General features: G+C 67.5%; 12 protein-coding genes, 1 tRNA gene and 4 pseudogenes. 11 read left to right on the forward strand and 6 right to left on the reverse strand.

Annotation, left to right across the window (positions count from 1 at the left end; translation table 11 throughout):
- Window positions 1–734: 734 nt before the first annotated feature.
- Both ACZ3H8_RS26900 and ACZ3H8_RS26905 read right to left on the reverse strand, forming a co-directional pair.
- The gene (locus ACZ3H8_RS26900; RefSeq protein WP_467406065.1) at window positions 735–1,247 is read right to left on the reverse strand and encodes a hypothetical protein; all 513 of its coding nucleotides are present in this window, start codon (window positions 1,245–1,247) and stop codon (window positions 735–737) included.
- A gap of 349 nt (window positions 1,248–1,596) precedes the next feature.
- Window positions 1,597–2,640: a fatty acid desaturase family protein gene (locus ACZ3H8_RS26905; RefSeq protein ID WP_467406068.1), complete on the reverse strand. Its 1,044-nt coding sequence runs from the start codon at window positions 2,638–2,640 to the stop codon at window positions 1,597–1,599.
- 558 nt (window positions 2,641–3,198) lie between these two features.
- On the opposite strand from ACZ3H8_RS26905, the pseudogene ACZ3H8_RS26910 reads away from it, so the two are divergent.
- Window positions 3,199–4,033, forward strand: a pseudogene (locus ACZ3H8_RS26910) (ribonuclease BN).
- Window positions 4,034–4,510: 477 nt separating this feature from the next.
- Here the strand turns inward: ACZ3H8_RS26910 and ACZ3H8_RS26915 are convergent.
- Window positions 4,511–5,479 carry a YihY/virulence factor BrkB family protein gene (locus ACZ3H8_RS26915; RefSeq protein ID WP_467406069.1) on the reverse strand — a complete coding sequence of 323 codons (969 nt, stop codon included), beginning with the start codon at window positions 5,477–5,479 and terminating at the stop codon, window positions 4,511–4,513.
- 320 nt (window positions 5,480–5,799) lie between these two features.
- On the opposite strand from ACZ3H8_RS26915, the gene ACZ3H8_RS26920 reads away from it, so the two are divergent.
- The 4 genes and pseudogenes from ACZ3H8_RS26920 to ACZ3H8_RS26935 all read left to right on the forward strand — a co-directional run.
- Window positions 5,800–6,351, forward strand: a complete 552-nt coding sequence (locus tag ACZ3H8_RS26920; protein ID WP_467406071.1) for a hypothetical protein — start codon at window positions 5,800–5,802, stop codon at window positions 6,349–6,351.
- A gap of 48 nt (window positions 6,352–6,399) precedes the next feature.
- Window positions 6,400–6,900, forward strand: a complete 501-nt coding sequence (locus ACZ3H8_RS26925) for a hypothetical protein (RefSeq protein WP_467406074.1) — start codon at window positions 6,400–6,402, stop codon at window positions 6,898–6,900.
- A gap of 344 nt (window positions 6,901–7,244) precedes the next feature.
- Complete coding sequence (locus ACZ3H8_RS26930; protein WP_467406075.1) at window positions 7,245–7,418, forward strand: CsbD family protein; 174 nt, start codon at window positions 7,245–7,247, stop codon at window positions 7,416–7,418.
- Between the two features lie 205 nt (window positions 7,419–7,623).
- Window positions 7,624–7,965, forward strand: a pseudogene (locus tag ACZ3H8_RS26935) (hypothetical protein); the annotation flags it as partial.
- Window positions 7,966–8,300: 335 nt separating this feature from the next.
- Here ACZ3H8_RS26935 and ACZ3H8_RS26940 read toward each other — a convergent pair.
- Together ACZ3H8_RS26940 and ACZ3H8_RS26945 are read right to left on the reverse strand one after the other, a co-directional pair.
- Window positions 8,301–8,414 (reverse strand) — tRNA-OTHER (locus ACZ3H8_RS26940).
- Window positions 8,404–8,532, reverse strand: a pseudogene (locus tag ACZ3H8_RS26945) (cold-shock protein); the annotation flags it as partial. The gene ACZ3H8_RS26940 and the pseudogene ACZ3H8_RS26945, both read right to left, overlap by 11 nt.
- 569 nt (window positions 8,533–9,101) lie before the next feature.
- On the opposite strand from ACZ3H8_RS26945, the gene ACZ3H8_RS26950 reads away from it, so the two are divergent.
- From ACZ3H8_RS26950 to ACZ3H8_RS26965, 4 genes are all read left to right on the forward strand, one after another.
- Entirely contained in the window at window positions 9,102–9,305 is a 204-nt protein-coding gene (locus ACZ3H8_RS26950; RefSeq protein WP_467406078.1) for a cold-shock protein, read from the forward strand.
- A gap of 325 nt (window positions 9,306–9,630) precedes the next feature.
- On the forward strand, window positions 9,631–11,142 hold the full coding sequence (locus ACZ3H8_RS26955; protein ID WP_467406080.1) for a DEAD/DEAH box helicase: 1,512 nt from the start codon (window positions 9,631–9,633) through the stop codon (window positions 11,140–11,142).
- A gap of 46 nt (window positions 11,143–11,188) precedes the next feature.
- Window positions 11,189–11,593 (forward strand): CBS domain-containing protein, encoded by a 405-nt coding sequence (locus ACZ3H8_RS26960; RefSeq protein ID WP_467406083.1) that lies wholly within the window; start codon window positions 11,189–11,191, stop codon window positions 11,591–11,593.
- Window positions 11,594–11,647: 54 nt separating this feature from the next.
- On the forward strand, window positions 11,648–11,959 hold the full coding sequence (locus ACZ3H8_RS26965) for an SCO5918 family protein (RefSeq protein ID WP_467406085.1): 312 nt from the start codon (window positions 11,648–11,650) through the stop codon (window positions 11,957–11,959).
- A gap of 105 nt (window positions 11,960–12,064) precedes the next feature.
- Here the strand turns inward: ACZ3H8_RS26965 and ACZ3H8_RS26970 are convergent, their stop codons facing one another.
- Window positions 12,065–12,424 (reverse strand): hypothetical protein, encoded by a 360-nt coding sequence (locus ACZ3H8_RS26970; protein WP_467406088.1) that lies wholly within the window; start codon window positions 12,422–12,424, stop codon window positions 12,065–12,067.
- Between the two features lie 223 nt (window positions 12,425–12,647).
- On the opposite strand from ACZ3H8_RS26970, the gene ACZ3H8_RS26975 reads away from it, so the two are divergent.
- Together ACZ3H8_RS26975 and ACZ3H8_RS26980 are read left to right on the forward strand one after the other, a co-directional pair.
- Window positions 12,648–12,902, forward strand: a complete 255-nt coding sequence (locus ACZ3H8_RS26975; protein WP_467406089.1) for a MafI family immunity protein — start codon at window positions 12,648–12,650, stop codon at window positions 12,900–12,902.
- Between the two features lie 327 nt (window positions 12,903–13,229).
- A pseudogene (locus ACZ3H8_RS26980) lies at window positions 13,230–13,385 on the forward strand (cell division protein ZapE); the annotation flags it as partial.
- Between the last annotated feature and the right edge of the window lie 179 nt (window positions 13,386–13,564).

The raw sequence follows: 13,564 nt of genomic DNA on the forward strand, positions 1-13,564 counted from the left end.
GACGCCAGTGGGGGTGCGCCCGATCAGCGTGCCTCAGACTGCATCCTCTCGTGGACGGCGGTCATACATGGCGAGCAGTAGCGTTCGGTCGGCGGGTCATTGAAGACCGGCCTCGTACGCACGGTTTGTGCGACCTGCAGTCCGCAAAGTGTGGTGCGGGCATCATCCTTGGCCCGTACGTGCCACATGACTTCGGCACCGGTCGTCGCAGGGTCGGCGATCATCTCGTACATCGACCTCTCCCCTGGTTTAAAGCCCCAGCGGGCCGTGGATCGCTTGCCTGGGGCGAAGCCGGGTAACGGGCTGCGGACCGGGCCCCATCCCGCTCGTCCATGCAACTACGCCAGCACCTGATCGGACCATCGGAGTGGGCCGATCGGGTGAATCAGAAGGCGTTGACCTGCTCAGGCTCAGTTGAGTCACGGCTACTGCGACACTCCGTGAGCACAGCCACCCTCGTCGTCGGCGGCCCGGGTCCAGCTATGACTCCGGCTCTCTCAGCGGGCTGTCCCAGTGTGCCGCCCCTGGTGCGGCGCGGCTGTTCCGGCAGAGGGCCGGCGACCTCATCGTCGGAATGAAGCAGAACGGGCAGGAGCCAAGCCCCTCCGGTGGGTGCCGGTGGGCACTCACCGCCGGTCCGGGACGTGGCCCGCGGCGGAGATGAACGACCCGCGGCATCGGAGGGTTTCATCGGTATGCCTGTCGACTACTACGGGCGACGACGTCGCCCGTAGTCACGGGCTGTCTGAAGTCACGCTGCGCACTCCGGGGGAGAAGATCGCCGCCGCTGCCGTGAGGCGCAGCTTCTCCAGCGTGTCGATCTGGCCCCGCGCCCGGTCCAGCAGATCTTGCAGCTGGGATTCATCCAGACGGGGCTCGCCCGCGGCCACGACGAGCAGCGTGCGCCAGATCAACGTCTTCCCCTCGACTCCCAGCCGCAGGGTCTCGAGCTCGATGAACGTGCTCAGCCCGGAGCGCCGGTACAGGACGCCGTTTGGTTTCAGGCGCCCGAGCCTCTCGGCCGCCCAGCCACCGTAGACCTTGTAGCGGAGAGCGGGGACGCCGAGTGCGTCCATCAGTTCGAGCAGGGTCTGCCGGTCCTGGGCGATCTCGTCGGAGATGCGCTGCAGGTCGGCGCTGCGTGCCGAGTGGCGGTGCTGGTGGGCGATGCGCTGCGCGAGTCCGATGCCGAAGGTGGCACCGGCCAGGTGGTCATTCAGGTAGATCCCAAGCTTGTCGCGATGCATCCTGGGCCCCTGTCTCGACTGTCCTCGGCGATCTCCTCGAAGGTGCGACCGCGTACGCAGGCGGGCTGGGAGCACCGGCGTCGGATTTCCCCCGCACCACGACAGCAAACCGCGAGGGAACGGAGTCGCCGGGGCGAAATGCCAGGAAAGGACCCGAACGGCTCACGGGTCCAGACGCTGGAGTGCTGCATCGGACTTCTCCGCGCCAGCCCGGCTCACCGGCCACTGCTCCCCGCGGCAGATTGCAACTGTTAAAGCCGGGCCAGTCGGCTGGGTTGGGTCCCTGGGCAGGCGCGCTGGGGGCGGCAAGGCTGCCGAGGGGAAGTCGTCGTCTAGGACTGCCTGGTCCCTAGGCGGGGACGCGGGCGTTCCGCAGCGGGGCTCCGGCCCGATGGAGGCTGGTGAGGGCCTGCCGGTAGGAGGCAATCAGGCCGGTCTCTACGTAATCCACCCCCAGTTCCTCGCAGTAGCGCCGGACGATGGGCCGGGCCTTGCGGAGATGAGGGCTGGGCATGCTGGGGAACAGATGATGCTCGATCTGGTGGTTCAGCCCGCCCAGTGCAACGTCGGTGAACCAGCCGCCGCGCACGTTGCGCGAGGTGAGCACTTGGCGGCGGAGGAAATCCGGACGGTCCTTGCCACTCAGGATCGGCATGCCCTTGTGGTTGGGCGCGAACAGCAGGCCGAGGTACACGCCGAACAGACCCTGCTGGACTGTGAGGAAGGCAATCGCCATGCCGGGCGGCAGCACCCAGAACAGCACGGTCAGATAGGTCACGAAGTGCGCGAACAGCAGGGCGCCGTCGAGCGTTCGGTTCTTGAGCGAGCGATTGGCCAGCGCCTTCACGCTCGACACGTGCAGGTTGAAGCCCTCCAGCGTCAGGAGCGGAAAGAACAGGAACGCCTGCCAGCGGCCGATCAGACGAGGGAGCCCCGTGGCGATCCGGGCCTGATCCTGGGACCAGACCAGCAGGTCGGGGTCGAGGTCAGGGTCGAGTTCCTCATGGTTGGGGTTGGCGTGGTGGCGGGTGTGCTTGTCATGCCACCACCCGTAGCCCATCCCGATACCGGCTCCGGCGATCCGCCCGGACACCTCGCTGGCCCGGCGCCGACGGAACACCTGACGGTGAGCTACGTCATGGGCGACCAGGGCGACCTGGCCGAAGACGACGGCCAGGAAGGCGGCGACCGCCAGTGTCCACCAACTGTCGCCGATGAGCGCGAAGGCGGTCCACCCGCCGGCATAGAGCCCGGCCACCGTTGTGATCCGGACCGTGTAATAGCCGGGGCGGCGCCCCAGCAGACCAGCGTCAGTGATCTTCCTCGACAGCCGGGCGAAGTCGCTGCCGGACGCCTCCGGCGGCGAGGGACGGGCCGCGGTGTTCCTGATCATGATGGTGAAACTCTCTGCGAAAGGGGCCGGCGGCTCGGTGCAACCCCGGGCCCGCTCAGACTGAGCCGCAGGTATGGACGCGGGTCCTCCCCCACGGGAAATCGCCCCCGCGCCCGCGGAGAATTCAAGGACGACGCCTGCTTTGCCGGCCGGCGGCCGCGCAGGCCGCTGACATGCGGTTTCCCGGCCAGGCCGGTCTCACACCGTGACAGCCGGTTGAACCGGGGGACTGCATCGCCGCGCCTCCGCGAAGATGGTGGCGGCGCACTCGGCACACAGGACTAATGTGGCGGCCGCCGGGCGGCTCCGTCGTGTAGCGGCCCCGGCCAGATGTGGCCCTGCCCAGCCGAACCGGCAGGAGCACCCGGGGAGCCGGTTTCTGGTCCCTGCGCGCTGGGAGGCGATGGCAGGCTTGCCGTTGATCCGGGCCGGTGCGAGCTGGCCCCCACAGGCAGTCGCAGCCCGCTGAGCCCGGTGGCACTTTGCTCTTCCAGGCTATCGGGGACCTCTGCGTCGCGCCTCGCGCGGTGACGGTACCGACCGTGGTAGTCGACAGCCATGCCGCTGACGCCTTCCGGTAGCGCAGGCCGTCCATCTCTGCTCGGGCGGCTGCGCCGCATGATCAGCCGTTCACCAGTCGGGCGTGGATGGCGGCGGAGCAGGGATCTTGAGCTGGGGTCGCGTTCGCTGGGCTTCGCGGCGCTGGGGTTCCTCACGCTCGTGCCGCTGCTGATCATTGTCTCCTCTGCCGACCCCGAGCACGGGCGGGGGTTCGCGCAGTGGCTGGGGGAAGGGCTCGGCGTTGCGACGGCCTCCAGGCAGCAGGTCGAGCAGCTGTTCACCGGCCCCGGTCAGGCACTACGGACCACGACCGCCTTCGGTATCGCCGCCCTTGCCGTGTTCGGCCTGACCTTCGGTGCGGCGGTGCAGACCGGCTACGAGAAGGTCTGGGATCTGCCGCCGGCCCGCTGGTGGGCCAGGTGGCGGCATGTGGTGTGGCTCGTCGTCCTCACCGGATACCTCTTCGTCTCGGCCACCACCACGCTGCGGCGCGAACCCCTGGCGGGTGGGGCCGTCGCGTCGCTGAGCGCCGTCCTGTTCATCTGGTGGTCCCAGCGGATGCTGCTCGGCGGGCGGATCCGCTGGCGTGCCCTGTTGCCCGATCACGGTGGCCACCGTGATCGTGCTGCTCGGCCTGAGGGTCTTCTCCCGGCTCGTCTTCTCACCATTGATCGCATCCAACGCCGTCACTTACGGCCCCGTCGGAACCGTCCTGGTCATCCAGTCCTGGCTGGTCGGCGTGGGCGTCGTCGTCTTCGGCGGGGTCCTGGTCGGCCGGCTGGTGCACGAGGAGATCCCGCGCGTGACACACGCACTCAAACGCCGAGGATGAGATACGGACCCGGAGCTGGTCACCCCTGACTGGACTGGGGAGAGGGCGCACAGCGCGAACGGCCGACCTCGAGAGGCCGCGATGCGCTGACAGCATGGTCTCTGCGTGTCTCGATCAGGCCCTGCACATCGGCTTCTACCTCAGCAAGAAGCAGCGCGACCTCGGCACGCCGCTCTTCGGCCTCTGGGACTCTTCCGTCAGGTCCCACATGCGTCCAACGCGTCACCGGGACCGCGCTAGAGACCGCGGGAACGCCGCCGTGGGCTGCACTGGGTCGATCACCGCCCCGTGGTGGCCTCGGTGATCGCCATCCGTACGGGGTTCCGCAGCCTCAACGTGGCACGTCAGCCCGCCCTTCAGGCACTCACCTCGTCTCCTGACGGTCGACGTTCTCGTGACGGCGGTGGAGTCTGCCAGGGGCCGACCAGCTTGACCGGCAGGACAAGCACAAAATCGGCGGCTTTGACCGCGCTCGGGTTACAGGTCGCGCGCTGGAGGCGCCGTGCGGCGCGGTGCTGCTGGTGCGCCGCTGTCGGCCGCCGCGCGCTGTGGTGCGTTGTTGCCTGCGGGGCTGATCTCCGAATCCGGGCCCTCAGTCTCGGCTGTTCTGCTGGGCTGCACCGCCGTCGCCGTCCAGGCGGCGCAGTACAGCAGCAGCCTGGCCATGAGGTTGATCCACAGAACGACGGCGACCGGCACAGCGAAGGCGCCGTACATGCTCTTGCCTGCGACGCCTTGCAGATAGCCGGTCAGCAGCAGCTTGAGCAGTTCGAAGCCGACCGCGCCGATCAGGCTGGCGACCACGACCGCGCGTCGGCCGGGATGCACCCGCGGCAGCCGGGTGAGCAGGTAGACCAGCAGCAGGAAGTCGACGAGCAGGGCGATGGCCAGGCCGGCGAAGAACAGCACCGCCCGTCCCGCCCCGCCCTCGATCCCGACCTTGTCGGCGGCCCAGCCCACCGCGCTGTTCGCGAAGACCGAACTGCCGATTGCGACCAGCCCGACCGCGCCGAGACCGACCAGCACCGCTGTGTCCTTGATTCTAAGCAGGATCGGATTTCCCGGGTCCTGCTCCTTCTCCCACACCGCGCGCAGGCACCCGCGCAGGGCACCGACCCAGTTGATGCCGATCACGAGCAGCAGCGCGCCCGCGATGAGCCCGACGGCTCCGGCGTGTGCGACGAGGCTGTCCAGGTCCAGCAGGCCGGAAAGGCCCGGCGCCTGGTCGGCGATCTTGTCCTGGAGTTTCCCGAGCTGCTCCTCGCTCAGCAGCTTGGCGCCGATCGCCGCGCCCACCGTGATCAGCGGAAAGAGCGCGACGAAACTGGTGAAGGTGATCGCGGCGGCGAGCCGGGCCCAGTGGACGTCGGCCAGCCGCTCGTACGCGCGCCATACGTGCGTACGCATCAGCCGTGCGATCACAGGCAGCCGTGTCAGCCATTCCATGAAGAACACCCACTCTTAGCGTACCCACGGCGGGAGAAGAGGCATCCAGCGGCGACGAAACCCCCGCCGCCCTCCGTGGCGAGGCCGATGCCCTGCACGTGCGGCCGGAGGGCCCGACCACTGGCCAGGGCCTCGAGAGCGGCGAGCACCAAAGGTGTCGCACGCGACGACCTTCAATCCGCCACTTACCCCAAAGGCGCAAATAGGGCAATTCGTGAAATCCTGGAATGTGGCACACCAAGGGACGGCACCCGCGGGGGTAACCCTCGTTCGCCCCAGATCTGGCTGCCGGTGTGAGCTGTCAATGAGTGGAGGATGCGATGGAGACAATCGTCATCATCGTGGCTGTCGTGGTCGTCCTGGCTCTGGTCGCGCTGGCCCTGCGGACCATGACCCGGCGCCGGCACCTGCGGGAGCGTTTCGGGCCGGAATACGAGCGCACGGTCGAGGCGAAGCACAGTCGTGGAGCGGCCGACCGCGACCTGCGCGCGAGGGAGGAACGGCACGAAACTCTGGAGCTCAGGCCGCTGCCGTCGACGGTCCGGGACCGGTACGCCCGGGACTGGACCAGTGTGCAGGAGCACTTCGTCGACCGTCCCGACCAGGCCGTGGGTGAGGCGGACCGGCTCGTGACCACGCTCATGAGCGAGCGTGGCTACCCGACCGACAGTTACGAGCAACAGAAGCGGGACCTCTCGGTCGAACACTCCCGGACGCTGGAGCACTACCGCGTCGCCCATGAGATCAACGAGCGCGCCGGAGGCAGGGACACCTCGACGGAGGAACTGCGGAGCGCGATGGTCCACTACCGGGCGCTGTTCGAGGAACTGCTGCATGACGGCACCGGTTCGCCGGATGAGAAACGCCGATGAGTGCCCAGTAGCCGGGATTGTGCCACCACCCCATGGAGGTGAAGGGACATGCAGAGAGCATCCGGACGCGACGAGTATCCCGAACCCGTCGAAGAGAGTCTGTCCACCGAGGACTTCGCCCGGCCTCGCACAGATGCACCGCAACAGCGCCCGGACGATGACCTGTCGGCAGTCCCCGATGCCGACCGGGCAGCACCCAGGACCAGAATCACGGACGAGGCCGGAAACGAACCGGCCGCCGCAGTCGGCGAACGCGACGCCTCCGCGCAGGAACCCGATACTGCCCCGCTCCTCGGGCCCCAGGAGACAGAAGACCTCCGCACCAGGTGGCAGGAGATCCAGCAGGGATTCGTCGATGACCCACAGCAGTCGGTCCTTGCGGCAGACGGGCTCGTCGCCGAGGTCATGCAACTGCTCGCCACCACTTTCGCCGACCACAAAAAGGGACTCGAAGGCCAATGGCACCGCGGCGAGGAGGTCGCCACCGAGGACCTGCGCCTGGCCCTGCGCCAATACCGGTCCTTCTTCGACCGCCTGCTCAGCACCTGACCACCCGCCCGGCCCTCACGACCCGTCCGGCCGGTCCTCGCGGGCACCTCGGCGAGGCGCACCATGACCGGATTCTCGCTAGTGGGTTGCCGAGTTGCTCTCTTCGCGCGCTCCCGGTCGGCTTTCTCCGCGTGCTCGGTGGTTCAGATCAGGAGCAGGCCCGGCGCCTGCAGGAGCAGGCCAAGCAGCAGGGCCAGAATGCCGGTGAGAGCAGGTCCAAGGGCACCGCTGGCGGCGGGCGGAACCAGTAGCCCCCTGAGTGAGGCACGGCCACTCAATGGCAGATGGTCCCGGTATTCCTGCCACCGGACCCCCAGCAGATAATTCACCCAGGATGGCCACCCATGACTATCTCGAAGAAGATCGCGCACAAAGCCGAAGCGGTGAAAGGCCGCACCAAGAAGGCTGTCGGCCGCGCCACCGGCAGCCGGCGCCTGCAGGCCGAAGGCCGCGCCGACCAAGTGAAGGGCAACACGAAGCAGGCCGCGGCAAAGATCAAGGACGCCTTCAAACACTGACCACTCCGCCCCGTCGACCCGACCAGGTCTACGCCGAAGCACGCGGGAGGACCTGCATGGGTACAGCTGGGCGTCGATCTGAGACAGGCGCTCCGGCTGTTTGCGCATGCCCTCAGGCGGCTGACGTCCAGTACCGCGCCGGTCAGGGCGCTCCTCCCGCGCTACGTGCTGGCCACTCACACCACCGTGCACAAGTGCGGTCTGGTCGTCCACCAGCTACCTGGGCGGCAAGTCCTCCTCCAGCTCCTCGAAGATCGCCAGCCTGACCTGGACCTTCACCGGCCGCTCGGCCGCCTGGGTCGTCTCCCGCGCCTCCACCTCCGGCCAGGCGTACGTGTACGTCGATGGCGCCAAATTGGCCACCGTGGACCTGAAGTCCTCCGCCACCAGGTACCGCGACGCGATCTGGACCAAGACCTGGAGCACGAGCGCCAAGCACACGGTCAAGATCGTCGTGGCTGGCACCAGCGGCCGCCCGACGATCACCACGGACTGGTGTACCTCAGGTAGCCGACCGAGCACCCACGCAGCGACGCAGCGGGAGTAAGCAAGGAGCGGCAGCGGTACCCGAAGGTCCGCGGCCGCTCCTTCTCCGTTGCGCGAACAACCTTGCCACGCGGAATGAGCAATGACGCGGGCATCCACCATCAGGCCAACGATCGACGCTCCCGCATCGACCAGGTGTCGGCGGTCTCTCCCAGCCGTCGCCGACACTGAGGCTCGTCTGGCCGTAGAGACGGGGGCTTTCCGTCAGATCGTTGAAGAATGTCCGAAGTGCGACTAATGCGCAGTTCCATGTTCCCAGGATGTTCCCATTGCGCACCCAAAGGCCTTCTAGGGTGGTTCCCTGGAAGACCTTTAGTGCGCTGAGCTGCAATTCTGTGGTGCCCCCGGCAGGATTCGAACCTGCGACACCCGCTTTAGGAGCATGATCATAAGGCTGGCCTTGGGTGACGTCAAACGTCAGGGCCTGGCCTTCCTGGAGCTCACGGAAGCCCAAGGAGTTGATCGGGGAATAGTGGGCGAAGACGTCCGCGCCGTCGCTGTCCTGGGCGATGAAGCCGAAGCCCTTTTCCGCGTCGAACCACTTCACAGTTCCATAGCCATGCCTCATGCCTTCCAGTCGATGAACGCCTCCCACGACATGCGGAAGGCGCCCTGCGCCACGGCGGCGGCGCCTGCACTCTGGACCTGACCGCGGACCCGGACAGCATCGAGGTGGCCGGCGCACGTGATCAGGGCCGCGCCGCAACAGCTGCGCGGCCCTGATCTTGGGACCGGCGTACGGGCCGATGAGGTCGGCGCCGGGCTGAACGGTACGGATCGTGGCACCGGAATAGTCGTGTCCTCCGAGCCGTGAAGGGCGACCGCTCTTCCTGAAACGCTGTGCTCCGGGTGGATCAATATCTATGACCGGGAGGTGAGGGTTTAACGCGCCACGCGGGGAGTGTTTTTACCGCAACTAACAGAGTGGAATTATTTACCGTACGCGGGCCACTACCCCATGCTACTGTCGGTCTTAGTTGCAGTTGTGGTTCCCAAAACTTTAAGCGCCTTCGCCGGTATTTTCAGCCACTGGAAGCGTTTTCGTATTGCCGGTCATTTTCCGGACGGGGCATCATCGCGGCGACCCGGAATCCGTGCATCGCGAGTCACGGCGTACTGCCCCAAAGGAGATATGACATGGCGTCAGGTACCGTGAAGTGGTTCAACGCAGCCAAGGGTTTCGGCTTCATCGAGCAGGACGGTGGAGGCGCTGACGTGTTCGCCCACTTCTCGAACATCGCCGCCCAGGGCTTCCGTGAGCTGCTCGAAGGCCAGAAGGTCACCTTCGACATCGCGCCGGGCCAGAAGGGCCCGACGGCCGAGAACATCGTTCTCGCCTGACGCTGACGCGCACTTTGTAGCTGGGGCCCGCATCCCTCGGGGTGCGGGCCCCAGCTGCGGGCATTTCCCGCAGTGGTGTCACCTGTGGGACAACACCGCCCGCAGCCCCTTTCCCAGGGATGCGCGCCTCTTCGGAGCTGCATCCGTCGACGTCCGGGATTTCACGTCCACATGACGTCACCCATTTCATCGCCAGCACCCCGCACCGGATTCACTGCAAGCCAGATTCGCTTTCGCATTCTATTCGGCCCGTTCTTGTGATTCCCCGCGCTGCTCTTCCGCTGCGGGAATTCCTTGATACGTGCCGTATCAAGGAAGGTTCTCAATGAACCCCACACGTACGAACGGCCGCTCCTCCCGCCCCCGCCGCACCGACGGCCCCGCTTTCGGCTCCGGCGCCGGTTCGGTTCGGGGCGGCCGCTTCGGCTCGCCCGCCCAGAGCCGTTCAGGGGGTCCGAGCCGCTCGGGCGGCCACGGCCGGCGGCCCGCAGCGGTCCAGGGCGAGTTCGCCCTGCCGAAGACGATCACTCCCGCGCTGCCCGCGGTCGAGGCGTTCGCCGACCTCGACATGCCCGAGCAGCTGCTGGCCGCGCTCACCGCGCAAGGCGTGAGCGTCCCGTTCCCGATCCAGGGCGCGTCCCTGCCCAACACCCTCGCGGGCCGCGACGCCCTGGGACGCGGGCGCACCGGCTCGGGCAAGACCCTCGCCTTCGGCCTGGCGCTGCTGGCCCGCACCGCCGGACAGCGCGCCGAGCCCCGCCAGCCGCTGGCCCTGATCCTCGTGCCGACGCGTGAGCTGGCCCAGCAGGTGACCGACGCACTCACCCCCTACGCCCGGTCGCTGAAGCTGCGCCTGGCCACCGTCGTCGGCGGAATGTCGATCGGTCGGCAGGCCGGCGCGCTGCGCGGTGGCGCCGAGGTCGTCGTCGCGACGCCGGGCCGCCTCAAGGACCTCATCGACCGCGGTGACTGCCGACTGAACCAGGTTGCGATCACCGTCCTGGACGAGGCCGACCAGATGGCCGACATGGGCTTCATGCCCCAGGTCACCTCGCTCCTGGACCAGGTACGCCCCGAGGGCCAGCGGATGCTGTTCTCCGCCACCCTCGACCGCAACGTCGACCTCCTGGTCCGCCGCTACCTCACCGATCCGGTCGTCCACTCCGTCGACCCGTCTGCGGGTGCGGTCACCACGATGGAGCATCACGTGCTGCACGTCCACGGCACCGACAAACACCGGACGACGACAGAGATCGCGGCGCGCGAGGGCCGGGTGATCATGTTCCTGGACACCAAGCACGCCGTCGACCGGCTGACGCAGGACCTGCTGAACAGCGGTGTCCGGGCCGCCGCCCTGCACGGCGGGAAGTCGCAGCCGCAGCGCACCCGGACCCTGGCCCAGTTCAAGACCGGCCACGTCACCGTCCTCGTCGCCACCAACGTCGCCGCCCGCGGCATCCACGTCGACAACCTCGACCTCGTCGTCAACGTCGACCCGCCGACCGACCACAAGGACTACCTCCACCGCGGCGGCCGCACCGCGCGGGCCGGCGAGTCCGGCAGCGTCGTCACCCTGGTCACCCCCAACCAGCGCCGCGACATGACCCGCCTCATGACGGCCGCCGGCATCGTGCCCCAGACCACCCAGGTCCGCTCCGGCGCAGAGGCACTCAGCCAGATCACCGGCGCCCAGACCCCATCCGGCATCCCCGTGACGATCACCGCGCCGGTGGCCGAGCGGCGTAAGCGCAGCGCGGCCTCACGCGGCCGACGCAGCCCCGCTTCGGCTGCCCGGCGCGTGACCGTGCGGCAGTCCTCCTTCGATGCGGCGGCCTAGAACCTTCGTGATCAGGAAACTGGCCTATCTCTGCAGGAGGCACGTTTTGACGCTGGTTCAGGTGCAGCCCCGCTCGGCGAATGCCACCCCCGTACACAGGACGGCGGCCGACGCCATGGACACAGGCGGACCGCAGGTCTGCGACGACATGACCATCGAGGTCGCCCTGTCCGTCATGGCAAGCGCCGGCACCGGGCACCTGCTCGTCTGCGACAACGACGGCCTGTGCACCGGACTGGTCACCCAGGCCCAGCTCGCCGCAGTCCGCGACAGCTCCGCGTACACAGACCGGGTCCAGCTGCGCGACATCCTCGGCGACCGCCGGCCGTTCACCTCGCCCGTGACCTCGATGGCCGAGGCCGAGCATGCGATGCGCTGCCGCCGGCTCGATGCTCTGCCTGTCGTCGACGAACAAGGCAGTGCTCTGGGCGTCCTCGCCCTTGCCGGCTGAACCGCCTCACCGCGGCAGAACCATCCCCCTTCGTTCTTCTTCTTGTGAGGCATCATGCGCTGTGTCATCGCCCGCTTCCCGTTCGACCTCACCAAGAGCGGCGTCCTGGAATCGATGAAGGGCATCAGGCCCGAGCAGGTCTTCGGCGAGTCCGTGATCATCGGCCGCCGCACCTACCCCGTCAAGCAGGTCGGCCAGGTCGTCACACGCCAGGACCGCCGCGATTTCAGCGTCGGTGAAGTCCTCCGGGCCATGACCCAGCTCGGCTTCACCTGCCGCGGCCTTCCCAAGGCCGCCGTGCCCACGCGCGTCCTCACCCCGTTCCAACAGGCTTCCGCGATGCTCGGCGCCCCCGCGGTCGTCTGACCGACGGGCAGGCGCGAGCCGCCACCAAAACAGCGTTGAGGGCCCGACCGGCATGCCCCGGTCGGGCCCTCAACGCATACGGGCGGCTTCTCCACGCGGCGGGGGTCAGTGGTCGGAGTAGCTGAAGTCGCCCATGGTCCAGGCACTGACGTCCTCGATCGCCACGCGGTACATCCCGCCCGTCTCCGGGATCCCCACCGTGCCCTGCAGAATCCGCGCCACATGGAAATGCAGATGTGTGGGCGGCCCCTCCTTGTCCGCAGTAGCGGTGAAAACGGCGGAGAAATCGCTCAGGCGGGCCGAGTCGGCCAGAACCTCCGACACCCGCTGCCTCCAGACGGCTTCGGGAGCCAGCCGACCCGTGATAACAGCACCACCGGCGACCACGGTCAGAGACATCTGATTGCTGTGCCCGGACTCCACCAGGGTGGCGACGTCAACGAGCAGTTCGTCAGGCTTCGACATGAGAGGCGATTTTAATCTCTGGCCGTCCGGTCAGCAGAAGCAGTGGTGCTACATGGAAGATGCAAGATCGAACTGCGCAGACGAGGACGCCGCGGGCCACTGCGTTCCCTCTTTGCCCAGCTAAGGGGTGTCCCGTAACTGATCAGATGAGTCGCCATCCCTCCATCGAGCGGCGAGGATGTGGGCGTCATCGGTCCGTTCAGCACTGGCATGGGGACAGCTCGTGAGCCTGTCGTATCGAGCACGGGTAGCGGTGCTCCTGGAGGACTCGCCGCTCACCTCGGAGGCTGTCATCACGGATGTGCGCCATCTGCTCTCGCACGGTGAAGAGGCGTTGGCGTTCGACACCATGTGCTCGTGGATCTATGAGGACGCCCTACCTATCCCGCGGCATTATCACGCGCGATTGGTGGCAATGGCCGACGAGATGGGCACCCCGAGGTCCATCCAGCGCCTCGACGAGCTGCTGATCGGCTGACGGCTAGTGACGTTCCTTCCGTGTGTTCGAGTCGGTGGACTGCAGCGATCTCGGCGGCGAGCCCCTGACGCGCCCGCTTGAGTCGTTCGCGGTGCTTCTTCAGTGCCTGCCGGGTGTTGGCCAAGGCCGCTGCTTGTCGCGCCTCGAGTTCCGTGAGCCGGGCTATCTGGCGTTGGGAGTGAGCGACCTCCTCAGCTCGGGGGAGTGCCGCGGGGCGGCGGGGTGTCGTCGAGCGGCCGGAGCGGCGCTTCTTGTTCAGTTGTACGCGGGCGAAGTCGAGGAACTCGGAGCGGGGGACGTACTTCATGCGCCTGTCGCCGATACCCGTCAGCAGCGCGGCTTGTCGTCCTCGCAGACCGGCTGTACGCCGTTGAGGTGCCGGTCCTGGCCTCCGGGCTGCTCTTCGGCTCGCTGTTCAGCGAGGAGACATTGAAGGGCGGCTACCGCAGGAAGGGCATCCGGGCAATCTCCGAGCTGACGGCCCCGACCTGGACGCCCAGCGGCTCGTCGAGCTCGTGTCCGGGCCCCGGGCGGCCAACTTCAGCACATCAAGGGCCAGTTCACGCCACCCACGACACGCCTTCAGGCTCCCTTCAGGTCGAAACCTTAAGTTAACCCTGCAAATGATTTTGCAAGGTTATTGTGTTTCTTGGCTGATCATT

The sequence above is a fragment of the Streptomyces sp. NPDC002868 genome (genome assembly GCF_055563295.1).